22 protein-coding genes are annotated in these 24,006 nt (G+C 72.7%); 12 read left to right on the plus strand and 10 right to left on the minus strand.

Going from position 1 to position 24,006, the window contains the following annotated elements:
* Window positions 1–2 precede the first annotated feature (2 nt).
* Window positions 3–1,445, minus strand: coding sequence for a xylulokinase (gene xylB / locus ACFZDE_RS00875; protein ID WP_391196186.1), 1,443 nt, complete (start codon window positions 1,443–1,445; stop codon window positions 3–5).
* Between the two features lie 130 nt (window positions 1,446–1,575).
* On the opposite strand from xylB, the gene xylA reads away from it, so the two are divergent.
* Window positions 1,576–2,742, plus strand: coding sequence for a xylose isomerase (gene xylA, locus ACFZDE_RS00880; RefSeq protein WP_381429476.1), 1,167 nt, complete (start codon window positions 1,576–1,578; stop codon window positions 2,740–2,742).
* 289 nt (window positions 2,743–3,031) lie between these two features.
* Window positions 3,032–3,382 (plus strand): hypothetical protein, encoded by a 351-nt coding sequence (locus ACFZDE_RS00885; RefSeq protein ID WP_391196189.1) that lies wholly within the window; start codon window positions 3,032–3,034, stop codon window positions 3,380–3,382.
* Window positions 3,383–3,402: 20 nt separating this feature from the next.
* Here the strand turns inward: ACFZDE_RS00885 and ACFZDE_RS00890 are convergent, their stop codons facing one another.
* Window positions 3,403–4,689, minus strand: a complete 1,287-nt coding sequence (locus ACFZDE_RS00890) for an SWF or SNF family helicase (protein ID WP_391196190.1) — start codon at window positions 4,687–4,689, stop codon at window positions 3,403–3,405.
* Entirely contained in the window at window positions 4,686–7,562 is a 2,877-nt protein-coding gene (locus tag ACFZDE_RS00895; protein ID WP_391196192.1) for an SNF2-related protein, read from the minus strand. Before ACFZDE_RS00895 ends, ACFZDE_RS00890 begins: the two co-directional genes overlap by 4 nt.
* Window positions 7,563–7,840: 278 nt before the next feature.
* On the opposite strand from ACFZDE_RS00895, the gene ACFZDE_RS00900 reads away from it, so the two are divergent.
* Entirely contained in the window at window positions 7,841–8,023 is a 183-nt protein-coding gene (locus tag ACFZDE_RS00900) for a hypothetical protein (RefSeq protein WP_385653058.1), read from the plus strand.
* A gap of 145 nt (window positions 8,024–8,168) precedes the next feature.
* Here ACFZDE_RS00900 and ACFZDE_RS00905 read toward each other — a convergent pair whose 3' ends face one another.
* Both ACFZDE_RS00905 and ACFZDE_RS00910 read right to left on the minus strand, forming a co-directional pair.
* Window positions 8,169–9,065, minus strand: coding sequence for a hypothetical protein (locus ACFZDE_RS00905; RefSeq protein ID WP_391196194.1), 897 nt, complete (start codon window positions 9,063–9,065; stop codon window positions 8,169–8,171).
* A 136-nt stretch (window positions 9,066–9,201) separates the two neighbouring features.
* Window positions 9,202–9,498: a hypothetical protein gene (locus ACFZDE_RS00910; RefSeq protein WP_390991771.1), complete on the minus strand. Its 297-nt coding sequence runs from the start codon at window positions 9,496–9,498 to the stop codon at window positions 9,202–9,204.
* Window positions 9,499–9,597: 99 nt separating this feature from the next.
* Here ACFZDE_RS00910 and ACFZDE_RS00915 point away from each other — a divergent pair, with 99 nt between their 5' ends.
* On the plus strand, window positions 9,598–10,497 hold the full coding sequence (locus ACFZDE_RS00915) for an oxygenase MpaB family protein (RefSeq protein ID WP_391196197.1): 900 nt from the start codon (window positions 9,598–9,600) through the stop codon (window positions 10,495–10,497).
* 9 nt (window positions 10,498–10,506) lie between these two features.
* Here ACFZDE_RS00915 and ACFZDE_RS00920 read toward each other — a convergent pair whose 3' ends face one another.
* Window positions 10,507–11,106 carry a methyltransferase domain-containing protein gene (locus ACFZDE_RS00920; protein ID WP_391196199.1) on the minus strand — a complete coding sequence of 200 codons (600 nt, stop codon included), beginning with the start codon at window positions 11,104–11,106 and terminating at the stop codon, window positions 10,507–10,509.
* A gap of 212 nt (window positions 11,107–11,318) precedes the next feature.
* On the opposite strand from ACFZDE_RS00920, the gene ACFZDE_RS00925 reads away from it, so the two are divergent.
* The 5 genes from ACFZDE_RS00925 to ACFZDE_RS00945 all read left to right on the plus strand — a co-directional run bounded on the left by ACFZDE_RS00925 (window position 11,319) and on the right by ACFZDE_RS00945 (window position 16,308).
* Entirely contained in the window at window positions 11,319–12,092 is a 774-nt protein-coding gene (locus ACFZDE_RS00925; RefSeq protein WP_390991762.1) for an MHYT domain-containing protein, read from the plus strand.
* Between the two features lie 106 nt (window positions 12,093–12,198).
* Window positions 12,199–14,778: a nitrate- and nitrite sensing domain-containing protein gene (locus tag ACFZDE_RS00930; RefSeq protein ID WP_391196201.1), complete on the plus strand. Its 2,580-nt coding sequence runs from the start codon at window positions 12,199–12,201 to the stop codon at window positions 14,776–14,778.
* Entirely contained in the window at window positions 14,775–15,212 is a 438-nt protein-coding gene (locus ACFZDE_RS00935) for a roadblock/LC7 domain-containing protein (protein WP_390991757.1), read from the plus strand. The genes ACFZDE_RS00930 and ACFZDE_RS00935 overlap by 4 nt, the downstream gene beginning before the upstream one ends.
* Before the next feature lie 22 nt (window positions 15,213–15,234).
* Entirely contained in the window at window positions 15,235–15,645 is a 411-nt protein-coding gene (locus ACFZDE_RS00940; protein ID WP_391196203.1) for a DUF742 domain-containing protein, read from the plus strand.
* A gap of 57 nt (window positions 15,646–15,702) precedes the next feature.
* Window positions 15,703–16,308, plus strand: coding sequence for an ATP/GTP-binding protein (locus ACFZDE_RS00945; RefSeq protein WP_390991751.1), 606 nt, complete (start codon window positions 15,703–15,705; stop codon window positions 16,306–16,308).
* Between the two features lie 14 nt (window positions 16,309–16,322).
* Here the strand turns inward: ACFZDE_RS00945 and ACFZDE_RS00950 are convergent, their stop codons facing one another.
* On the minus strand, window positions 16,323–16,751 hold the full coding sequence (locus ACFZDE_RS00950; protein WP_391196205.1) for a TIGR03618 family F420-dependent PPOX class oxidoreductase: 429 nt from the start codon (window positions 16,749–16,751) through the stop codon (window positions 16,323–16,325).
* A gap of 104 nt (window positions 16,752–16,855) precedes the next feature.
* Here ACFZDE_RS00950 and ACFZDE_RS00955 point away from each other — a divergent pair, with 104 nt between their 5' ends.
* The 3 genes from ACFZDE_RS00955 to ACFZDE_RS00965 all read left to right on the plus strand — a co-directional run bounded on the left by ACFZDE_RS00955 (window position 16,856) and on the right by ACFZDE_RS00965 (window position 19,320).
* Window positions 16,856–17,269, plus strand: coding sequence for a roadblock/LC7 domain-containing protein (locus tag ACFZDE_RS00955; protein ID WP_390991745.1), 414 nt, complete (start codon window positions 16,856–16,858; stop codon window positions 17,267–17,269).
* Between the two features lie 125 nt (window positions 17,270–17,394).
* Entirely contained in the window at window positions 17,395–18,351 is a 957-nt protein-coding gene (locus ACFZDE_RS00960) for a DUF6397 family protein (protein WP_391196208.1), read from the plus strand.
* Between the two features lie 183 nt (window positions 18,352–18,534).
* Window positions 18,535–19,320 (plus strand): DNA-formamidopyrimidine glycosylase family protein, encoded by a 786-nt coding sequence (locus ACFZDE_RS00965; protein ID WP_391196210.1) that lies wholly within the window; start codon window positions 18,535–18,537, stop codon window positions 19,318–19,320.
* Window positions 19,321–19,370: 50 nt separating this feature from the next.
* Here the strand turns inward: ACFZDE_RS00965 and ACFZDE_RS00970 are convergent, their stop codons facing one another.
* The 3 genes from ACFZDE_RS00970 to ACFZDE_RS00980 form a co-directional block, all read right to left on the minus strand.
* Complete coding sequence (locus ACFZDE_RS00970) at window positions 19,371–20,267, minus strand: DMT family transporter (protein ID WP_391197412.1); 897 nt, start codon at window positions 20,265–20,267, stop codon at window positions 19,371–19,373.
* Between the two features lie 186 nt (window positions 20,268–20,453).
* Window positions 20,454–21,326 (minus strand): acyl-CoA thioesterase domain-containing protein, encoded by an 873-nt coding sequence (locus ACFZDE_RS00975; RefSeq protein WP_391196213.1) that lies wholly within the window; start codon window positions 21,324–21,326, stop codon window positions 20,454–20,456.
* Window positions 21,327–21,363: 37 nt separating this feature from the next.
* Window positions 21,364–23,877 (minus strand): DUF3516 domain-containing protein, encoded by a 2,514-nt coding sequence (locus ACFZDE_RS00980; protein WP_391196214.1) that lies wholly within the window; start codon window positions 23,875–23,877, stop codon window positions 21,364–21,366.
* Between the last annotated feature and the right edge of the window lie 129 nt (window positions 23,878–24,006).

Consider the following 24,006-nt stretch of genomic DNA (forward strand, 5'->3'; position numbering starts at 1 on the left):
CCTCAGTGGGTGTCCGTGGGCCGCTCCAGCAGCGGAGCCGCGTCGGAGAGTACCCCGGCGATCCTGGCCAGCGTCTCCTCGTCCCGCTCCACGGCGTCGAGCACCGGCCCGGCCGCCGTGTCCCAGCGCCGCGCGACAGCCGCCGGATCCTCCCCGGTCAGCAGCCCGGCCGCCTGTGCCGCGGCGCCGAGCGCGACCAGTTCCCTGGCCTCGGGAACCTGCACCGGACGCCCGGAGAGCCTGCGCACGGTCTGCTGCCACGCCCTGCCCCGGGCTCCGCCGCCGATCAGCAGCAGGGGTTCCGAACGGTTCGCGTCCTCGTCGAGGACCAGGTCGAGCGCGCCGAGCAGGGAGTGCACGGCGCCGTCGTAGGCGGCCTGGAGGAGCTGACCACCGGTCGTGTCGTGGCGCAGGCCGTGCAGCAGGCCCGCGGCGTTCGGCAGGTTCGGGGTGCGTTCGCCGTCCAGGTAGGGCAGCAGGGTCACCGCCGTGCCGGGTTCCACGGCCTCGCGGTCCAGGCCCAGCAGCGCCGCGACACGGTCGACGGCGAGCGTGCAGTTCAGGGTGCAGGCCAGCGGCAGCCAGTCGCCGCGCGCGTCGGCGAAACCCGCCACCGTGCCGCTCGGGTCGGCGGGCCGGTGCCGGGACACGGCGTACACCGTGCCCGACGTGCCGAGGCTCATCACCGGCACACCGGGCCGCACGCCGAGGCCCAGTGCTGCCGCGGCGTTGTCACCGGTCCCGGGCGCGACCAGAGTGCCCTTGGAGAACGGCAGATCGTGGCTGTGCACCGTGCCCGCCACCTCGCCGGGCCGGACCACCCGGGGCAGCAGGGCCGGGTCGAGCCCCACGTGCGCCAGGATCTCCTCGTCGTAGCCTTCCGTCCCGGACGCCCACCAGCCGGTCCCGGAAACGTCACCGCGATCGGTCGTGCCCTGACCGGTGAGCCGCTCGGTGAGGTAGTCGTGGGGGAGACGCACGGCCTTCGTGGCGCGCACCGCCTCCGGCTCGTGCTCGGCCAGCCAGGCCCACTTGGTGACCGTGAACGAGGCGGCGGGCACGCTTCCGGTGCGCTCGGCCCAGAACTTCGCGCCGCCCAGTTCCTCCGTCAGCCGGCGGGCCTGCGGCGCCGAGCGCACGTCGTTCCACAGCAGGGCCGGCCGCACCGGCTCGCCCCGGCCGTCCAGGGTGACCAGGCCGTGCTGCTGCCCCCCGACCGACACCGCGGCGGCCTCGTGCGCGGCGTCACCGCACTGGCTCAGGGCCTCGCACAGCGCTTCCCACCACTGGCGCGGGTCGGTCTCCCGTCCCGCCCCAGAGGAGACCGTGTGCGGCGCCTGGCCGCTCGCGACCACCCGGCCGGTGGACGCGTCGACGACCAGCGCCTTGGTGGACTGGGTGGACGAATCCACACCGACGACGAGCGGACCCTCGGCTGCTGACATCGGGCTTCTCCCTACTGCGCGCGGCACGTGTCTCCGTTCGGAGGCACCTTGTCTCTTCCCAGAGAGGTGCCTGCATACTAATTTGTAAATCGGCATGACGAAATAGCCTCAGCGAGCAAGGAGCCGCGGCATGAGCTACCAGCCCACCCCCGAGGACAGGTTCACCTTCGGACTGTGGACCGTCGGCTGGCAGGGACGGGATCCCTTCGGCGACGCCACGCGGCGTGCCCTCGACCCCGTCGAGACGGTGCAGCGCCTGGCCGAGCTGGGCGCCCACGGCGTGACCTTCCACGACGACGACCTGATCCCGTTCGGCTCGGGCGACACCGAGCGCGAGGCGCACATCAAGCGCTTCCGCCAGGCGCTGGACGCCACGGGCATGAAGGTCCCGATGGCCACCACCAACCTCTTCACACACCCCGTCTTCAAGGACGGCGCCTTCACCGCCAACGACCGCGACGTGCGCCGCTACGCCCTGCGCAAGACCATCCGCAACATCGACCTCGCCGCCGAGCTCGGCGCCCAGGTGTACGTGGCCTGGGGCGGCCGTGAGGGGGCCGAGTCGGGCGCCGCCAAGGACGTCCGCGCCGCCCTGGACCGGATGAAGGAGGCCTTCGACCTGCTCGGCGAGTACGTCACCTCCCAGGGCTACGACCTGCGCTTCGCGATCGAGCCCAAGCCGAACGAGCCGCGCGGTGACATCCTGCTGCCGACCGTGGGCCACGCCCTGGCGTTCATCGAGCGCCTGGAGCGGCCGGAGCTGTACGGCGTCAACCCCGAGGTCGGGCACGAGCAGATGGCCGGGCTGAACTTCCCGCACGGCATCGCGCAGGCGCTGTGGGCCGGCAAGCTGTTCCACATCGACCTCAACGGCCAGTCCGGCATCAAGTACGACCAGGACCTGCGCTTCGGCGCCGGTGACCTGCGTGCCGCGTTCTGGCTGGTCGACCTGCTGGAGTCGGCCGGATACACCGGTCCACGGCACTTCGACTTCAAGCCGCCGCGGACCGAGGACCTCGACGGCGTGTGGGCCTCGGCCGCCGGCTGCATGCGCAACTACCTCATCCTCAAGGAGCGAGCCGCCGCCTTCCGCGCCGACCCGGAGGTCCAGGAAGCCCTGCGCGCCGCCCGCCTTGACGAGCTGGCCCAGCCCACCGCCGCGGACGGCCTCCAGGCGCTGCTCGCCGACCGGTCGGCGTTCGAGTCCTTCGACGTGGAGGCGGCCGCCGCCCGCGGCATGGCCTTCGAGCACCTGGACCAGCTGGCGATGGACCATCTGCTGGGGGCGCGTGGCTGAGCCCACGCGCGCGTGGGGCCCGTCGGCCGGTCACTTCGGCCGGCTGACGGGCCCCTCGTACTCCGGCAGCGGGTTCCTCGTGCTCCGGCAGCGGGTTCCTCGTACTCCGGCAGCGGTTCCTCGTACTCCGACACGGGGCCGGTCATCGCGGCCGGACTACGGGCCGCCGGTCATTCGGGTGGCCCGAAGGGCGCTTCATGCTCCGGAACGGTTCGGTCCACGCCATGAGTCCGTTTCAGCTTCCGTGCGCCCCTCCCGGTCCGAGGGACGCGCGGCGACTCTGGTCGGTATGGCCATGCCACCCGTACCGCCGCATCCGCCCGGGCCTCCCCGGCGCCGGAACCCGCTGTACCTCCTGCTCGTCGTGTTCGTGGCTGTCGCCGCCGTGTCGCTCGTGGTGCTGATGGCCTCGGACAGGGGGAACTCGCCGGACGAGGAACCGTCCGGCGAGAACACGAGCGCCTCTCCCACCCCGTCCTTCGGCCTCCCGACCCGGCTGCCCTCCGGGCTGCCGAGCGAGCTGCCCACCCGCCTGCCGTCGGGCTTCCCGACCACCCTGCCGAGCGATCTGCCCAGCGACTTTCCGAGCGGTCTGGAATCGCTCCTCCCGTCCCTGGACACCGGCGACCTACTGCCCTGACGCCCGCGCTGCGAAGAACCTCAGAGGGAGATCCCTTCCTCGGGGGCGGTTTCCGCCGATGCCGGAGCCGTCACCGAGGCCAGTGCCGTCGCCGGGTCCCGGGCGGCGCCTCCGGCGGGCTGCCACCGGCCGCGCTCCTTGCGGTAGGGCCACCATCGGCCGTCCCGTCCGAGGCGCAGCTGCACCGGTGCGCCGGCGACCGTCCAGCGGTTGGCCCGGGCGCGCAACTCCGGCCGTTCACCGGCGTCCCAGGCCGAGTCCAGGGCGGCACGCGCGCGTGCGAGCGTTTCGTCCCGCGGCTGCCACTCCTCGTCCAGGACGGACAGGGCTTCCGTACCGCCGTGACGCCAGGCGCGCACGGCCGTCGCCAACCCCTCCCCGCCGCGTCCCGACCCGGCTGCGAGCCGGTCGGTCATTCCCGGGCCGGGAGCCCCCGCGGCCAGCCGTACCGCGTCCTGAGCCGACGTCAACTCCACGTGGGGCCAGGCCTGGAGCGCCCCTCGCAGCAGGCCGTGAGCCTCCACGGCGGTCCGCGCGGCCAGGAACTCCAGCGCTGCCGGTTCGATACCGGAGGCCGGTGGCGTCTCGGCATCGAGGGACGGCGGCACACCCGGTTCGACGGGGAGCTCGGGCAGGGGCGGCAGCGGGGGCAGGATGTCCCCGGCCGCGTAGGCCTCGGCGGCGTCCACACCCTCCGGGGCCGAGGCCTCCGCCAGGGACGTACCACTACGGCACTGGAGATCGTCCAGCACCGAACGCTCGGCACGCCCCCGCATCAGCAGCAGCACGAACGGGTCCTGATCGAGCAGCCGGGCCACCTGGTAGCAGAGCGCAGCCGTGTGCCCGCAGTGGTCCCATGCCCCGCAGTCGCACTCCGGTTCCAGGTCGCCCAGGCCCGGCAGGAGCTCCACGCCCGCGTCCGCCGCGTCCTCGACCAGGTGTGGCGGCATCTCCCGGTCCAGCAGCGCCGCCACATGACCGGCCCGCTCCACCGTCATGTCCAGGAAGCGGTCCCACTGCCCGGACGAGAGCTCCTCCAGCAGGACGTCGGCCCGGTGCGGCGTACGGTCGCGGTCCAGGACCACTGCCGTCAGCCGCCCGGGACGCACCGACACCGCGCCGACCGCACCCGCGCGGGCGAGCCGGCGGCCCGCCTTGAGCTGCGCCGAGTCCAGAGCCGTGCCCTCCAGGGCCGTCAGCCAGGCCTGGCCCCACCAGGTCTGCGCGAAGCCCCTCCCGTGCGCGGGCGGCAGTGCCGCAAAGGTGCGTTCCATGTCGCCCATGCCGCCGTCATCGTGCCGAGTCATCGCAGGCCCCCTCGCAGTGCGACCAGATCCGCCAGTTCCGCGTCCGTCAGTTCCGTGAGCGCGGCCTCACCGGCGCTCAGGACCGTGTCCGCCAGCTTCCGCTTGCGCAGCAGCAGTTCGGCGATGCGGTCCTCGATCGTTCCCTCCGCGATGATCCGGTGCACCTGCACGGGCCGCAGCTGGCCGATGCGGTAGGCGCGGTCCGTGGCCTGCGCCTCGACGGCCGGATTCCACCAGCGGTCGTAGTGCACGACATGCTCGGCCCGGGTGAGGTTCAGACCGGTGCCCGCAGCCTTCAGCGACAGCAGGAACACCGGCACCTCGCCGTCCTGGAAACGGCGCACCATGGCCTCGCGCTCGGCGACGGGCGTCCCTCCGTGCAGGAACTGCGTGGGCGTGCCCCGGGCCGCCAGGTGCCGTTCGAGGAGGCGGGCCATCTGCACGTACTGGGTGAACACCAGCACGCCCGCCCCCTCGGCGAGAATCGTGTCCAGCAACTCGTCGAGCAGCTCCAGCTTCCCGGATCGCCCGGAGATCACCGGCCGCTCCTCCTTGAGGTACTGCGCCGGGTGGTTGCAGATCTGCTTGAGGCCGGTCAGCAGCTTCACGATCAGACCCCGCCTGGCCATGCTGCCGGCGCCGGAGATCTCCGCGAGCGCCTCACGCACGACGGCCTCATACAGCGCGGCCTGCTCCCGGGTGAGCGAAACGGCGTGATCGGTCTCCGTCTTCGGCGGCAGCTCGGGCGCGATGCCGGGGTCCGACTTGCGCCGTCGCAACAGGAAGGGCCGTACGAGACGGGCCAGCCGGTCTGCCGCGGCCGGGTCCTGACCGCCCTCGACGGCCTCCGCGTACCGTTGGCGGAAGGTGCCGAGGCGGCCCAGCAGCCCCGGAGTCGTCCAGTCGAGGATCGCCCACAGCTCCGACAGGTTGTTCTCCACCGGGGTGCCGGTGAGCGCCACACGCGCGCGTGCGCCGATGGAGCGCAACTCACGGGCGGTGGACGAGTACGGGTTCTTCACGTGCTGGGCCTCGTCCGCCACGAGCATGCCCCACGACACGTCGGCGAGCCGCGGCGCGTCCAGACGCATCGTGCCGTACGTGGTGAGCACGAACTCCCCGTCGGCCAGCTCTTCCAAGCCGCGCCGCGCACCGTGGAAGCGCCGTACCGGTGTACCGGGTGCGAACCGTTCGATCTCCCGCTGCCAGTTGCCCATCAGGGAGGTCGGGCAGACCACCAGGGTCGGTCCGGCGGACCCGGCGTCGGACTGCCGGTGCAGATGGAGGGCGATCAGCGTGATCGTCTTGCCGAGCCCCATGTCGTCGGCCAGGCAGCACCCCAGGCCGAGGGACGTCATACCCGCGAGCCAGTTCAGGCCCCGCCGCTGGTAGTCCCGCAGAGTGGCGGCCAGGGCGGCGGGCTGCTGCACGGGCTGCTGTGCCTCGGGGTCCGCGAGCCGCTCCCGCAGCGCCGCCAGCCATCCGGTCGGCCGCACCTCGACCCGGCGGCCCTCCACCTCCGCCCAGCCCGTCAGGGCCGCGCCGAGGGCGTCCACCGGAGTCACCTTGCGGTCCTGCCCGGCGCGGGCCAGGCGCGCCTCCTGAGGGTCGATCAGGACCCACTGGTCGCGCAGCCGCACCAGCGGGCGCTTCGCCTCGGCGAGACGGTCCAGCTCCGCGCGGTCCAGCCGCCGGTCTCCCACGGCGAACGACCATGTGAAGGCGAGCAGCGCGTCGGCGGACAGGAACGACGGCAGGGCGGTGAACTCCCTGCCGGACTCCGGCCCGTCCTGGGGAGGGCCCACCTCGGCGCGGGCGCTGAGCTCACGGGACAGCCCCTTCGGCCAGTGCACGTCGACCCCGGCCGCACTCAGCGCGCGGGCACCGGCGCCGAGAAGGTCGGTGACCTCCTCGTCGGCGAGTTCGGCCGCGTCCGGTACGGCAGCCGACAGCAGGGGCATCAGCGGGGCCCAGGCCCGGGCCGCCCGGCGCAGCGCGAGCAGCGCGTCCATCCGCGCGCGCGGACCGAACGCCTCACCCGCGGTGCCCGCCCAGACGTTCGCGGCGTCCGCGACGAGCGCCGGATCGTCGACGCTGTGCACCTGGAGCACGGCCCGGAACCTCACGTCCGCGCCCTCGTCCGCCGGGCCGTCCGTCGTGTCCGCCGGATCGACTGCCGCCTCCGTCAGGCCGTCCACCGGGACGCCCAGGTCGCCGAGACCGTCCGCCTCGACCCGCAGCGACAGCCGCACGCCCGCGTCGTGGCCCGCGGCGACGTCGGCGGCCCACGCGCGCTGCTCGGGCGGCAGCCGCACCGGTTCCGGCCCGGCATAGGCGGGGCCGCCCGTCACCAGCGGCGCCGCTGGTGAGCGGGGCAGGGTGTCGGCGACCGCGTCGAGGAAGGCGCGCAGGAGCTGCTCCGGGTCGGGCAGCAGCAGCGGCCCGGTGCCCTCCAGGGGGGTGGCGTGCGCCTCGGGCGGCATCGCGGCGGCCAGGCGGCGTACGGCCTCGATGTCCTGGGCGCGCAGCGGTCCGGTGCGCCAGGCGTCGTGGCCGCCGGGGGACAGTCCGGGCAGCAGCAGTCCGCGCGCCAGGAGGTGCAGGGCGTGCAGGGCGGCCGCGCCCCAGAAGACGGTGGACCGGTGCCCGTGCCCGTCGGTACGCGCGCGGGTGAGGACCGGCAGGGCCGTGCTCACCGGGAGCAGGACGGCGGGGACTCGCGCCGTCTCGGTCCCGCCGTCACGGGGCAGCACGACCGCCAGATCGGTGACGGACGCGGCGGCCACGACCGGAGGGGCGATTCCGTCGGGGCGCCAGAAGGCGACACTGCCCGTGCGCGCCGGGTCGCCGGGCAGGAACACGGAGCGGCACATGGCCAGTTCGGAGGTGCCGGAGGAGGGTGCCTGGAGAGTCGGATGCTCGGCTATGGCTGATTCCTCAAATTTGACTAGTGGAGGCGGAGTCGCCGAGAGTACAGCACTTCCGGTGCGCAAGGGTGTGGCTTGGGTGTGAGGTGGGTCACCATAGAGGTCTCGGGGGTGCGTCGGGGTCGCACCTCAGGGATGTCTCAGGGTCGCGGTCCGGAACCGCCGTGCGGGCGGGTCCGTTTTCGAGACAGAGAGCGGCAGTGGCCGCGAAGGAGGCGACAGTCATGTCGAACAACGCCAAGATCGCCGTGGGCGGTGTGGCGGTCGGGCTCATCCTGCTGATCTGGCTGCCCTGGTGGGCATCGCTCCTGATCATCCTGGGTGTCCCGGCCGCCGCGTACCTCACGCTGGATCCATCCCAGCGGCGCAGGCTGCGCCGCGCCACGCGCAAGGAGCTGGGCCGCTGAGGCGCTGACGGTTCGGCCTCACGCGTACGGCGGCGGGCGGGCCGAGTCGAACTGCCTCGGCCCACCCGTGTCGGCGACGCCCGGCCGTGTCGGTTGGCCCGGCCGTGTCGTGTCGGCCCGGCCAACCCGGACCGACCCGACCCGCTCAGTTCGGCCGTACGGCGATCTTGTCCAGCGCGTCGAGGAGACCCGGCAGCTCCGGGCCCCGGCCCACCGGCAGGACCTCGCCGGGTTCCTCGTCGAGCAGTACGAAGGCGATGTCGTCGGTCCTGGCGACGAGTGACCAGCCCGGGCCGTCGGCCCGCAGGGTCCGGGCGTCACCCGAGGCGAAGGACGACCGAACCCGGCCCAGCGGCGGTGGCGAGTCGATGTACGTGCGGGCCTCCGCGAGGACGCGCCGGATGCCGCTGTGGCCCCCCTCCTGCCCGTTCTCCCCGCTCCCGTCCGGCTCGCGGTCCTGCTCCCCGTCCGGTCCGCCGTCCCCCTCCCCGTCCGGCCCGTCCTCGGCGCCGGGTGCCCCGGAGGACGCGGATGTCGGGAACTCCGAGTCGTCGACCTGCTCCCGCCACACCGCCCACTGCAGCGCGATCTCGTCCGCGCCCAGGCGCCGCTGAGCCGGCCCCCAGACGCTGGTGTCCGGCGGAGCCAGCGGCGGCCGGTCGTCCGCCTCCGGACCGGGATCGTGCGGCGCGGGCACCCCGGGGGCCGCGACGGCGACCGCGAGGGGCCAGCCGGGCAGGGCTGCGACGACCGTGCGCTCGTCCGGAGACAGCTCGTACTCCATGCCGCAGTCCCAGGACGCGATCGCGACGGCCACCAGGGAGACGTCGTCGATGGCCACCGTCCACCGGGCGCCCTCGCCGTCCTGCCCGAGCACCAGCCCGTACCCGTCGGCGAGCGGTGCGAGGCCGAGCGCCGCGCATGCCTCGGGGTAGTCGTCGCCCAGCACACTCGGGAACTTCGCCGGCGTCAGCAGCACCGCCGTGAGCACATAGAGCGCATCGTCAGCGGCGGCGACGGCTTCCTCGTCCGTCCCGGCCATCCCAGCCTCCCCATCGGTTCGTCCACCGGCGCGCACCCTAGTGCGCCCGGAAGCCCCTTGTCACGGCCTCGCATGCGCACGCCGAGCTGCAGTTTTCCGGCGCACGGGGCGAATCGGCCGTGGCGGCCCGCGCGCATCACGCCGCCGGCAGCCCCAGCAACTCGCGCGCCACGGTCTCCGGCGACTCGCCGCGCTCCCGGGCCAGCGCTGTCACGGCCCGGCAGGCCAGCTCGTTCACGCCGAACGACAGCGCCTCCGGCGACACCCAGCCGGCCGCCTCGTCGGCCCGTTCCTGGTCGTCCTGCACGCCGGCCGTGACATAGGTCGCCGCAGCCTCGAAGAGGTTGTGCGGACGCTTGTCTCCGTCGGCCTTCGGTTCCGTGCGCATGGCATCGGCGACCCTTCCCCCGGCTTTGCGGAACCTGCTCCACATACTGACCACCTTCCCCCTGCGCTTCGGCCGTCCCTGGTCATCCATCTCCCGCTCACCAACGTAAAGTTGGCGAACCTGGGGCAGAAGGGGGACAGCACGGTGAAGCGCTATGCGCGGCTCGAACGGATCCGGACCATGGACCCGTACGAGGAGGCTACAGAGATCTACCGGCTCAGCGCGGCCTACGAGTTCCCCTGGGACTTCACCCGCGCCCTGGAGCTGGCCCTCTACCGCACGTACGCCGTCCCCGCCATCGGCCGGCTGCTCGCGCGCACCACCGAGCTCACGGACAGGGCGCAGAAGCGTTACGACGACACCTCGCTGCTCCTGGACACCATCGTCGAGCACGGCTTCGGCAGCGATCAGGGCCGGACCGCGATCCGCCGCATCAACCAGATGCACCGCAGCTACGACATCGGCGACGACGACATGCGCTATGTGCTGTGCACGTTCGTCGTGATGCCGAAGCGGTGGATCGACGCCTACGGCTGGCGCAGGTTGTCACGCCACGAGACCGTCGCCAGTACCGTGCACTACCGCACCCTGGGCCGGCACATGGGGATCAAGGACATCCCCGAGACCTACGAGGAGTTCGAGGCCTGCCTCGACTCCTACGAGGCCGCCCATTTCGCCTGGGACGCCGACGCCCGGCGCGTCTCGGACGCCACACTCGACCTGATGGCCTCCTGGTACCCCGGCCCGCTCGCGCCCCTGCTGCGCACCACCACCCTCGCGCTGCTCGACGACCCGCTGCTGCGCGCCTTCCGCTACACCCCGCCGAGCCCCGTCACGCGCGCGTGGGTGCGCCGCGCCGTCCGGCTCCGGGGCCGTGCCGTCCGCCTGCTGCCGCCCCGGCGCGCCCCGCACTTCGCCCGCCAGAACCGGGAGATCAAGGGTTACCCGTACGGCTACCGGATCGCCGACCTGGGCACCCGCCCGGTGCCGGGCCTGCGAGGCTGTCCCGCGCGGCGCGGGGCGCCGGACGTCGAGGCCGGGTGAGCCGGAGGCTCAGTCCTCGCGCACGGCGAGTGCGAGGAACCGGGAGTCCTCGTCGACGTACGACGTCAGGCGCCACCCGGAACCGGCCAGCAGCGGGCGGAGGTTGGGCTCTGCACGCAGGTCGTCCGGGGTGAGCGGGCGGCCGTGGCGAGCCGCGAGGGCCGCCCGGCCGATCGGGTGGAACAGCGCCAGCACCCCGCCGGGGCGCACCACGCGCGCCAGCTCCCGCAGGTTCTCGGCGGGGTTTCCGAGGTGCGAGATGAGGCCCGCCCCGAACACGGCGTCCAGCGACCGCGAGCGCAGGGGCAGTGCGGCGACGTCCGTCAGGAGCAGTTGCCCGTCACGGTCGCGTCCCGCCCGTACGGCCTCCCGCAGCATGGCCGGGGTCAGATCGGCCCCGAGGACCACCCCGGACGCCCCCACGGCGGCTCGCAGCGGCGGCAGGGCGCGTCCGGTGCCGCACCCCGCGTCGAGCACCCGGTCGCCCGTGCGCAGCCCGAGCCCGGCGACCGCGGCCGCGTAGGCGGGACCGTCGTCCGGGAACCGGCTGTCCCAGTCGGCGGCGCGGGCGGTGAAGAACTCCTGAACACGCGTCTGCTCGTCGCTCATGTACCGCATGATTCCTCACCGGTACGGATGACGCCTCACCTCCAGGGGTGACGCCGCACCGTCGCGGATGACGCCGCAGAGGCACGAAGGGCACCTCAGCGCACACGTTCGAGCGTGACCCGATCGCTCCGGTACATCCTTGGGTCATATTCCAACACCTTTCGAACTGCGCCCCCTTCGCGCGCCCCCGCCGGGTCTAGCGTCCCGGGGCCATGGGACACCTGGACCACGCAGCCCTGGGGTGGCTGACCCCCGCACTGTCGTACGTGATGGCCTGCATAGGCGCCGCGCTCGGTCTGCGCTGCACCGTCCGCGCGCTCGCCACCACCGGGCGCTCGCGCCGCAACTGGCTCGTCACCGCGGCCTCGGCGATCGGCACCGGCATCTGGACCATGCACTTCGTGGCCATGCTCGGTTTCGGCGTCACCGGCACCGACATCCGCTACGACGTGCCGCTCACCCTCCTGAGCCTGTTCGTCGCCATGGTCGTCGTCTGCGCCGGCGTCTTCGCCGTCGGCTACGGCAAGGACCGCGGCCGGGCCCTGCTCGTCGGCGGGCTCACCACCGGCCTCGGCGTCGCGAGCATGCACTACCTGGGCATGGCGGCCGTCCGGCTGCACGGTGACGTCACCTACGACCCGCTGCTCGTCGGACTCTCCCTCCTGATCGCCGTCGTCGCCGCGACGGCGGCCCTGTGGGCGGCCCTCAACATCAAGTCGCCCGTGGCGGTCACCATCGCCTCCCTGATCATGGGCGCGGCCGTCAGCAGCATGCACTACACCGGCATGTTCGCGGTGGGCGTGCGCGTCACGCCCTCCGGGGAGGCCCTGCCCGGGGCGACGGCGATGCAGTTCATCTTCCCCCTCGCCGTCGGCCTCGGCTCCTATCTCTTCCTGACCTCGGCCTTCGTCGCACTCTCCCCGACGGCGGGGGAGCGTGCGGCGTCCGCCTCGGCCCAGCAGCCCGTCCAGAGCGTCGCCCCCTAGCCGGTCCGACGCCGGCCGTGCCCGGCCAGGGCCGATGAACCACGAGGCGCTCCTTCGGCCAGGGCCTCGGCCCGAACGCCCCGAACCACTCCCGAGCGAGGAGTCCATGCGAACACCCCGTAGGACCCCCACAACCGACGCGGACGCACCACCCACCGCCGTGCGCGGTCGCCGCGCGCACGCCGGGCCACCGGCTGACGAAGGCCCCGACACGCCCTCGGACGCCGCGCCGGAGGGAGTACCCCTGCGCGCGGAGCGCTGGCACATACGCCCCCGCACCGTGCGCGCCAAGATCATCTGCCTGCTCATGGTGCCGGTCGTCTCCCTCCTGGCCCTCTGGGCCTACGCCACGGTCACCACCGCCCAGGACGTCTCCCGGCTCCGCCAGGTCCAGCGTGTCGACGCCATGGTCCGCGCCCCCGTCTCCGCCGCGGTCGCCGCCCTCCAGGCCGAACGCGCGGCCGCCGTAGGCCACGCCACCGACCCGTCCGCCGTCCCCTCCGCTGAACTCGACGAACTCGCCCGGCGCACCGACCGGGCCGTGGCGAAACTCCGCCTCGGCAACGGCAGCACCGTCGCCGACAGCGGGGAACTGCCCGCCGGGGTCGCCCAGCGGCTGAAGGCGTTCGTCTCCGGCGCCGAGCAACTGCGGCCCCTGCGCACCGCCGTGCAGGACGGACACGCGGGCTGGGCCGAGACGTACGACCGCTACACCCGAACCATCTCCGCCGCGTTCGAGGCGGAAGGCGCGCTCACCGGCATCCGGGACGCCGACCTCGGCTCCGACGCGCGCGTGCTGCTCGAATTCGCCCGCGCGGGCGAGGCACTGGCCCAGGAGGACGCCGTACTGGCGAGCGCCCGTCTGGAAGGCACCCTGACCGGGGAGCGGCTCCGGCTCTTCACCGGCGCCGTGGCGCTGCGCCGCACGCTCACCGAGTCGGCCGTCCCGGACCTCAGCGGCACCGAACGTCTCGCTTGGGACGCCCTCGCCGCAGGCGACGCCTACGCCGGTCTCGGCGAGGTCGAGGACGGGGTGCTGGCCCGCGGGCCGGGAGCGAAGGCGCTCGAAGCGGCACCCGAGAGCAGCTGGACCACGCCCTACGCGCGCGTGCAGAACGGCATGCGCACCATCGAGGACGACGCGGCACGCGCGGTCGCCGAGCGCGCCGACCCCTTCGCCCGGGGCCTGCTCACGCCGGCCGGCGCCGCCGTACTGCTCGGCCTCGCCGCGGTCGCCGCCTCGCTCGTCATCTCCGTCCGCATCGGACGCGGCCTCGTCGTGGAACTGGTCAGCCTGCGCAACACCGCCCTGGAGATCGCCCGCCGCAAACTCCCCGACGCCATGCGCAGACTACGGGCGGGCGAAGAGATCGACATCCGCGCCGAGGCGGCACCGGGAGCACCCGCCGAGGACGAGACCGGCCAGGTCGCCGAGGCGCTCACCACCGTGCACCGCGCCGCGCTGCGGGCCGCCGTGGAACGCGCCGAACTCGCCAGCGGTATCTCCGGCGTCTTCGTCAACCTCGCTCGCCGCAGCCAGATCCTCGTCCACCGCCAGCTGGCCCTCCTCGACAGCATGGAACGCCGCTCCGACGACCCGAACGAGCTGAGCGACCTCTTCCGCCTCGACCACCTCACCACTCGCATGCGGCGCCACGCCGAGAGCCTGATCATCCTCTCCGGAGCCGCCCCCGGCCGCGCCTGGCGGATGCCGGTCTCCCTGACGAACGTGGTCCGTGCGGCCGTCTCCGAAGTGGAGGACTACGCGCGCGTGGAGGTACGGCAACTCCCCGAGGCGGCCGTCGTCGGCGCGGCCGTCGCCGACCTCACACACCTGCTGGCCGAGCTCATCGAGAACGCCGCCCAGTTCTCCCCGCCCCACACGCGCGTGCGCGTCACCGGCGAACCCGTCGGCAACGGCTACGCCGTCGAGGTCGAGGACCGCGGCCTCGGCATGGGCAAGGAGACCCTCGCCGAGGCCAACCGCCGCATCGCCCAGTCCGAGGCGCTCGACCTGTTCGACAGCGACAGGCTCGGCCTCTTCGTGGTCAGCAGACTCGCCGCCCGCCACGACGTCAAGGTCCACCTGCGGACATCCCCCTACGGCGGCACCACCGCGGTCGTCCTGCTGCCCACCGCCCTGCTCCACACCCGGGCGGCCGAACGATCCCCGGAGGCGGCGCGGCCCGCGCGGCAGCGGGAGGAACGCGCCTACGCGCCTGTGCCCGACGACACCTTCCTCCAGGACGCCGTCCCGGCCCAGGCCGACCGGCGCGCCCTCGTGGCGCCCGTACCGGCCACCACCACGGAACCCGACGCCGCGCGCACCACGGAGACCTCCCGCCACGCGGACGGTCCACGCCACCTGGAGACCCCCAGCCAGATCCCACCCCCAGGAGTCGCCACCTTGCGACTGCACCGCCCACCGCAGCAGCCCGAAGACTCCGACGACCTTCCGCGCCGCGTGCGGCAGGCGAGCCTCGCTCCCCAACTGCGGGAAAGGCGCCCCGAGGAGCAGTCGGCCGCGTCCGCACCCGGGGACGACGAGCGCACTCCCGAACTCGTCCGGGACCGCATGGCCGCCTACCGCGACGGCTGGGCGCGCGGCGGCGGCAGGCGACCCGGCCGCGGCACCATTCCCGGTCCCGCGACCGGCAGCGACAGCAGTGAAGGAGACCCCGCATGATCCAGGACCCGAGTACCCAGTCCGCCCGGCGCTCCGGCGAACTCGACTGGCTGCTGGACGATCTGGTGCTCCGCGCGAGCGACATCCGGCACGCCGTGGTGCTGTCCAACGACGGCCTCGCCGTGGGCGCGTCGAGCGGACTGCGCCGCGAGGACGCCGAGCACCTCGCCGCCGTCGCCTCGGGTTTCAACAGCCTCGCCAAGGGCGCGGGACGGCACTTCGGCGCCGGCGGGGTCCGCCAGACCATGGTGGAGATGGACGAGGCCTTCCTGTTCGTGGCCGCCGCCGGCGACGGCTCCTGCCTCGCCCTCCTCACCGCCGTCACCGCCGACATCGGCCTTGTGGCCTACGAGATGGCCCGCCTGGTCAAACGCGTCGGCGAGCACCTCGGCACGGCGCCCCGAGTGGCCGCGCGGCCACCCGCCGCCGGATGAACCGGGAGAACGGTCCGCGCAGATGACCGAGGACATGACCCACGCCCCGCACGAGCAGGGCAGCCAGTGGTACGACATCGAGGCCGGCCCGCTCGTCCGCCCCTACGCCATGACGGGCGGACGCACCCGGCCCGGCCCCAGCGGCGTACGGCTCGACCTGATCGCGCTGGTCACGCTGGACCCTGGCGCACCCGGCGTGGACGACGCCCCGCTCGGCCCGGAACACCGCAATCTCATCGACCTGTGCCGACCGGAGACCCAGTCGGTCGCCGAACTCGCCGCCGGTGCGGACCTGCCCATGGGCGTGGTCAGGGTCCTCCTCGGCGACCTCCTGGAACTCGGCTGCGTCACCGTCAGCCGGCCCGTACCACCGGCGCAACTGCCCGACGAGCGCATCCTGCGCGAGGTGATCGAGGGCCTGAGAGCGCTGTAGTCCGCCCCGCACCACCCACGCCTGCCCGACACCCGGCACTCCCGAGAGAAGTGATCAATGGTCTCCGAGCACTCCGACGCCTCGGGCGGCGACACCGCCGCACTGGCGCTGAAGATCCTGGTCGCCGGCGGCTTCGGCGTGGGCAAGACCACGTTGGTGGGCGCCGTCAGCGAGATCCGGCCACTGCGCACCGAGGAACTCCTCAGCGAAGCGGGCCAGTCGGTGGACGACACCGACGGTGTGGACCACAAGACCACCACGACCGTCGCCATGGACTTCGGACGCATCACCATCCGCTCCGGCCTCTCCCTGTACCTGTTCGGCACGCCGGGCCAGGACCGGTTCTGGTTCCTGTGGGACGAGTTGTCGCAGGGAGCGCTCGGCGCGGTCGTCCTCGCGGACACCCGTCGTCTGGAGGACTGCTTCCCCGCGGTCGACTACTTCGAGCACCGGCGCATCCCGTTCGTCGTGGCCGTCAACTGCTTCGCCGGTGCCAGGCGGCACGGCGCCCCGGACGTCTCGCGCGCACTCGACCTCGACAAAGGCACGCCCGTGGTGCTGTGCGACGCCCGCGACCGCGACTCGGGAAAGGAGGTGCTGATCCGGCTCGTCGAGTACGCCGGGCGGATGCACACCGCCCGGCTGCTCGACTCGGTCGGCTGACCGCGCACGACCGGTCAGTCCGCGATGTCCCGCTCCGCCAGCACCCTGTCGACCGTGACACGGACGAGGAGTTCACCGGGGACGCCGTTGCGCGCGCCGAACTCCTCGGCACGCTCCTCACCCATGTAACGGGCCCCGATCCGGGTGGCCCAGCGCCGCACCTCGTCCAGGTCCTCCGAGACCCGGGCGCGGCCCTGCAGCACCACGAAGGAGTACGGCGGCCGGTCGTCGTCCACGCACAGGGCGAGCCGGCCGTCGCGGACGATGTTGCGGCCCTTCACGGTCTGCTTGCCGGTGTTGAACACCACCTCGTCCCCGTCCAGCAGGAACCAGATCGGAGCCACGTGCGGGCTGCCGTCGGCCCGGACCGTGGAGAGCTTTGCGGTGCGGGTGCCGTGCGAGACGAACTCCCGCCATTGCGCGTCGGTCATCTTCTCTGCCATGGCTCCCATCCTCCTTGCCCCGGCCGCGGTCGTGGGGAAGGCTGAGATGGAGATCCTCCGGCCAGGAGGGGAATCGCACGGGGAGAAAACGGGGAGACCGGAAGATGGTGCAGAACCAGGGACTCGACTGGCTGCTGGACGACCTGACCGAGCGTGTCCACGAGGTGCGGCACGCACTGGTGCTGTCCAACGACGGCCTGGTGACCGGCGCGAGCACCGGACTGCGCCGCGAGGACGCGGAGCACCTCGCGGCCGTGTCGTCCGGGCTGCACAGCCTGGCCAAGGGCTCCGGACGGCATTTCGGCGCGGGCAGCGTACGTCAGACGATGATCGAGTTCGACGACGCGGTCCTCTTCGTCACCGCGGCGGGGACAGGCAGCTGTCTGTGCGTTCTCAGCGGCGCGGAGGCGGACATAGGCCAGATCGCCTACGAGATGACACTGCTGGTCAATCGGGTCGGGGAGCACCTCGACGTGGATGCGCGCCAGCCCGAGCCAAAACCGATGACAGACCTCTGACCTGAGCGTTATGCACCTCCGCGGAGTTATCCACAGGCTCGCCACGAGATTCGCCGCAGCGGCTACGGTTTTTCCACGGCGACCGCACACGGCGTGAGCCGCCGACTCCACGGGGGAGACCGACCATGTCACGTACCGGCACGACGTCCGACCGCCCTACCTGCGCCCCGAGCCGGGCCGCCCGCGAACTGGGCCTCAAGCGGGGCGAGTTCGACCTCGCGGTGAACCTGGGGCTCATCCGGGCCATGCCCGACGAAGGGGGCGGGGGCCCGCGCGTGGCCCTGGCGGAGCTCGACCGCCTGCGCTCGGGGGAGGGCCTTGAGGCGCTGCGCGGACGCGTCGAGACTGTCGGCACCACAGCGGGCGCTGGGCTCCTGGACGTGGCGCCCACCAGGTTCACCAGCCTCGCGCGCTACGGCCTGCTGATCCCGGTCACGTTCTATCTGAACCGCTACCGGGCGGTCGTCTGGCTGTATCTGGCCGAGGAGCTACGGCAGTTCGCGGCCGAGAAGAGCCATGTCCGGCTGCTGACCGCCCGCCGCACACCCACGGAGATCCGGGAGGCGATGAAGGCCGGGATGGACCGGCGGCCCCGCAACTGGCGGGGGCGGCACGTCGGATTCCTGACCCGCCAGGCGGGAAGCGATCCCTGGGCGCGAGCGGCGGCGGTCGCCTGCTTCCTGGATCCGGCCGATGTGGCGGACGTCGTGCGGGATCCCCGCGAGCGCACCCGCCTGGCCCGCTGCCACCCCGGGCTTCCGTCGCACGGCGCTCCCGGTTCTCCCGCGGCCGAGCTCGCCGAGACGCTGATGACGGTCAGCGAGCCGGACGAAGTGGCCTGGTTCCGAGCGGACCTGGCGCACACGATGGAAACGGCCCGACGGCAGGACCCGGCGGCGGACACCACGTCCCCATCACCGCCGGCCTCACCGGCATCACCGGCATCACCGGCCTCACCGGAATCACAGGATTCACCGGCCTCATCGAATCCGCTCGCGCCGCTCCCCGCGCCACCGGCCGGACCGGATCCGCACGGTCTGCTGAGCTGGGTCCGCCGCAGGCGCCGGCGGCCGGCCGGATGACCCCCGGATGCGCCGGGGCCCGACCCTGAGCAGACTGGGTGCGGGAGGCGATCATGTTCGGTACGACGAGGGCGTTCAGCGAGTTCCCGGCCGACGACACCGATGCCGCGGTCGACGAGCCGGCGAGGAGGGGGCTGCGCCTCCAGCGCTACGGCCACCTCCAGGAAACGTGACCCACCCGTCGTGCCCGAACTCCCCGACGTAGAGGGTTTCCGGCAGGTGCTCGAGTCCTGCGCGAAGGGACGCGTCATCCGGCGCGTCGACGTGCGGGACACGGGCGTCCTGCACGGCGTCGACGCCCGGCAGTTGCGGGACGCGCTGGAAGGGCGGCGGTTCGGCACGCCGGAGCGGCACGGCAAGTGGCTGCTCGCCCGCACCGGCGGCCCCACCCTCCTCCTGCATTTCGGGATGACCGGGCGCCTGGTCTGCGGGCATGCCGACGACCCGGTCGAAGCACATGACCGCGTCCTGTTCACCCTGGGCGGCGGCCGTCAGCTGCGCTTCCGTGACCAGCGCAAACTGCGGGGACTCTGGCTGGCACACGACGAGTCCGACGTCGAGGGCCTGCTGGGGCGGCAGGGGCCCGACGCCCTGGAGGTGGAGCGTGCGGAGTTCGAGGAGGTGCTGTCGTCGCGCCGGGGGCACCTCAAGACAGCCCTGACCGACCAGTCCGTTCTCGCCGGTCTCGGCAATCTGCTCGCCGACGAGATCCTGTGGCGGGCCCGGCTGCGTCCCGACCACGGGGCGCGCGACCTGAGCCCGGAGGACCGCCGACGGCTGTACGACGCGATGCGCCGCACCTTGCGCTCGTCCGTCACCTCCGGCTGCGTGCCGCCGCGTGACTCCTGGCTCACCGGCCACCGGGACGACCGGGAGCCGCGGTGCCCGCGCTGCGGCACCGGACTGCGCAGGTCGCGGATGGGCGGACGGGGCACGGTGTGGTGCCCGCGATGCCAGCCGGACGGATGACCTGGGCCGTATGAGGATGACCCGGGCCGTATGAGGATGCCCTCCTCCGCTCAGGGTGCTGCCGCGGTCTCCCGCTCCTCGTCCGGGGCCACCAGCGACTGCGTGAACGGAATCCGCGCCAGCGCGAACACCCCCGCGGCGATCAGCGCGACGCCGGCCAGCTGCGGCAGCAGCCACCACCCCGAGCGGATGGTCTCCTCGTACAGGGTGATGCCCAGCGCGAGGCTCACCAGGGCGTCGCCCAGGGTGAGGGCGGGCTGTGAGGCGACGAGCGGACCGGCCTGCATGGAGTTCTCCAGCAGGAAGAGGGCGCACACGCCCGTGGCGGCGAACGCGTAGGTCTGCCAGGCGGTGAGGAAGCCCCCGAGCCCCTGCTCGTCGAGGATGTGCGTGGCCGCCTTCATCAGTGCCGCGGTCACCGCGTAGCTGATCGCCGTCGCGGCGCCCAGGCAGGCGGCCCGGGCCCGGCCCTGGGGGCGCCGGAGGGCCGTGACGGTGAGGGCGACGACCGCCCCCGCGCACACGGCGAGCGCGGGGATCCAGCGGTCCAGCGCCACATGGGTGCGGTTGCCGGTGGGGGAGGCGGCGGCGAGCGCGATCGCCAGACCGGCCACCACCACCGTCACGGCCAGCCAACCCGTGCCCGGCAGATGCCGGTGCATCAGCAGTGACGCGACGACGAGGGTGAGCGGCAGTTCCAGCACGAACAGTGGCTGCACGATCGTCAGCGGCCCGGTGGCCAGCGCCAGCGCCTGGCAGACGGCGGCCCCGATCACCGCGAGGATCCCGGCCAGCCACACCGGCCGGCGCAGCAGATCGGCGATCAACCCGGCCCGCAACCCTTGGGAAGCGGGCACGGTGAGCGCGGCCTTGCGTTGCAGCACGGTCGCGACGGCATTGCTCAGGGCGGCGCAGATCGCGAACACGACGGGGAGCACGGTATGCAGCGTGGCCACCTCCCGGATCGGCGGGCGTGTGACGCCTGCGGTGCCCGCTCCTGCCATGGTCGCCGGATCCGCGCGGGGGCGCGATCGGAACCCCGGCGCGCGGGGTTCCGGTTGGCGGGCCGGGTCTGCCCGGCATCAGGCCGGGTCTGCCTGGCGTCGGGCCGGGTCTCCTGGCAAGGGGCCGGGTCAGCCCAGCTTCCGGAAGAGCCCCTCCTGCACCACGGACACGACCAGCCGGCCCTCACGGTCGTAGATCCGGCCCCGGGCCAGACCGCGGCCCCCGACCGCGATCGGCGACTCCTGGTCGTAGAGAAGCCAGTCGTCGGCGCGGAACGGACGGTGGAACCACATCGCGTGGTCCAGCGACGCCAGATCGAAGCCCCGCGGGCCCCACAGCGGCTCGACCGGGATGCGGACGGCGTCCAGGAGGGTCATGTCGCTCGCGTAGGTGAGGGCGCAGGTGTGCACGAGCGGGTCGTCGCCGAGCGGTCCGACCGCGCGCATCCACACGGCGCTGCGCGGCTCCGCGTCCTGGACCTCCGCGGCACTCCAGCGCAGCCGGTCCACGTAACGGATGTCGAAGGGCTGGCGCCGGGCCATCCGCTCCAGCTGCTCGGGCAGCGCGCCCAGGTGCTCCCGGATCTCGTCGGTGACGTTGGGCAGGGACTCCGGGTCGGGAATCTCGCGGGCGGGCGGCAGCTGGTGCTCGAAGCTGCCCTCCTCCGGCTTGTGGAAGGAGGCCGTGAGGTTGAAGATCGTGCGGCCCTGCTGCACGGCCGTGACCCGGCGGGTGGTGAACGACCGCCCGTCGCGCACCCGCTCGACCTGGTAGACGATCGGCACCCCCGGCCGGCCCGGGCGCAGGAAGTACGCGTGCAGCGAGTGCACCGGGCGGTCGCCCTCCGTGGTGCGGCCCGCGGCGACCAGCGCCTGCCCCGCCACCTGCCCGCCGAAGACCCGCTGCAAAGACTCCTGCGGGCTGCGGCCGCGGAAGATGTTGACCTCGATCTGCTCCAGGTCGAGCAGATCGACGAGCCTCTCGGCCGGGTTCGACGTCATGGGTGGGATTCTCCTGTGCTCGCTGCGGTCCGGCCCGTCACAGCTGACCGACGTCGGTCACGCGGACGACCGCGCGGCCCTCCGCGTCCGAGGCCGTGAGGTCGACCTCCGCGCTGATGCCCCAGTCGTGGTCGCCGTTCGGGTCGTGGAAGATCTGCCGGACCCGCCACAGGGCGTTCTCCGGCTCCTCCTCGATGAGCAGCAGCTTGGGGCCGCGGGCGTCGGGTCCGGTGCCGAGATCCTCGTACTCGTCCCAGTACTTGTCCATCGCCTCGCCCCACGCGTCGGCGTCCCAGCCGGACTCCCCGTCCAGCTCGCCCAGCTCACCGACCTGGTCGAGGGCGGCCAGTTCCACGCGGCGGAACATGGCGTTGCGGACCAGGACACGGAAGGCGCGCGCGTTGGCGGTGACCGGCTTGACCTCGTCGGCCTTCTCCTGGGCCTCCTCGGCCGTCATCTCCGCCGGGTTGGCCAGCTGCTCCCACTCGTCGAGCAGGCTGGAGTCGACCTGGCGCACCATCTCGCCCAGCCAGGCGATCAGGTCCTGGAGGTCCTCGGACTTGAGGTCGTCGGGGACGGTGTGATCGAGCGCCTTGTAGGCGCTGGCGAGGTAGCGCAGCACGATGCCCTCGGTGCGGGCCAGCTCGTAGTGGGAGACCAACTCGGTGAAGGACATCGCGCGTTCGTACATGTCGCGGATGACCGACTTCGGCGACAGCGGGTGGTCGCCGACCCAGGGGTGGCTCTTGCGGTACGTGTTGTACGCGTGGAAGAGCAGCTCCTCCAGGGGCTTGGGGTAGGTGATGTCCTGGAGCCGCTCCATGCGCTCCTCGTACTCGACGCCGTCCGCCTTCATCTGGGCCACGGCCTCGCCGCGCGCCTTGTTCTGCTGGGCGGCGAGGATCTGCCGCGGGTCGTCCAGCGTCGACTCCACCACGGACACCATGTCGAGGGCGTACGACGGTGACTCGGGGTCGAGCAGTTCGAACGCGGCGAGCGCGAACGTGGACAGCGGCTGGTTGAGGGCGAAGTCCTGCTGGAGGTCGACCGTGAGACGCACGATGCGGCCTTCGGCGTCCGGCTGGTCGAGCTTCTCGACGATGCCGCCGTCCAGCAGCGAACGGTAGATCGCGATGGCCCGGCGGATGTGCCGCAACTGCTGCTTGCGCGGCTCGTGGTTGTCCTCCAGCATGCGGCGCATCGCCTCGAAGGCGTTGCCGGGGCGGGCGATCACCGACAGCAGCATGGTGTGCGTGACCCGGAACCGGGAGGCCAGCGGCTCCGGTTCGGAACCGATGAGCTTCTCGAAGGTCTGCTCCGACCACGCGACGAAGCCCTCCGGCGCCTTCTTGCGGACGACCTTGCGGCGCTTCTTCGGATCGTCGCCCGCCTTGGCGAGGGCCTTCTCGTTCTCGACGACGTGCTCGGGCGCCTGCGCGACGACGAAGCCCTCGGTGTCGTAGCCGGCCCGCCCGGCCCGGCCGGCGATCTGGTGGAACTCCCGGGCCCGCAGGGTGCGCACTCGGGTGCCGTCGTACTTGGTGAGGGCGGTGAACAGCACGGTGCGGATGGGGACGTTGACCCCGACACCGAGGGTGTCCGTGCCGCAGATGACCTTCAGCAGACCGGCCTGTGCGAGCTTCTCCACCAGGCGGCGGTACTTGGGCAGCATGCCGGCGTGGTGCACGCCGATACCGTGCCGGACGTAACGGGAGAGGTTGCGGCCGAACTTGGTGGTGAAGCGGAAGTTGCCGATCAGATCGGCGATCTGCTCCTTCTCCTCCTTCGAGCACATGTTGATGCTCATCAGCGCCTGCGCCCGCTCCACGGCCTGCGCCTGCGTGAAGTGCACGATGTAGACGGGCGCCTGCCGGGCGGAGAGCAGATCGGTGAGGGTCTCGGTGAGCGGGGTGTAGCGGTACTCGTAGGACAGCGGCACCGGGCGGGTCGCCGAGCGGACCACCGCGGTCGGGCGGCCCGTGCGGCGGGTGAGGTCCTTCTCGAAGAAGGAGACGTCGCCGAGCGTCGCCGACATCAGCACGAACTGCGCCTGCGGCAGCTCCAGGATCGGGATCTGCCACGCCCAGCCGCGATCACCCTCGGCGTAGAAGTGGAACTCGTCCATCACGACCTGGCCGACGTCGGCGTGCCGGCCGTCGCGCAGCGCGATCGACGCGAGCACCTCGGCGGTGCAGCAGATGACGGGGGCGTCGGAGTTCACGGAGGCGTCGCCGGTGAGCATGCCGACGTTCTCGGTGCCGAAGATCTTGCACAGTTCGAAGAACTTCTCCGACACCAGCGCCTTGATCGGGGCGGTGTAGAAGGTGACCTCGTCGCGGGCCAGCGCGGCGAAGTGCGCGCCCGCCGCGATCATGCTCTTCCCGGAGCCGGTGGGCGTCGACACGATCACGTTCGCGCCGGAGACCACCTCGATCAGCGCCTCCTCTTGGTGGGGGTAGAGCGTGAGACCCCGCTCGTTGGCCCACGACTCGAAGGCTTCGTACAAGGCATCGGGGTCGGGGGTCCGCGGCAGCTGATCGATGAGGGTCACGCCCCCATCTTGCCTGGCCCGATGCCCGATGCGGGAATCGGCTGCGGGCCGGAAGATCACGAACGCTACGCTGGGGCGCCGACGGGACGTCAGCGCGCCCGGTCAACTGGACAGCGGCACACGAGAAAC

It is taken from the genome of Streptomyces sp. NPDC007929 (assembly GCF_042959065.1).
Taxonomy (GTDB): domain Bacteria; phylum Actinomycetota; class Actinomycetes; order Streptomycetales; family Streptomycetaceae; genus Streptomyces.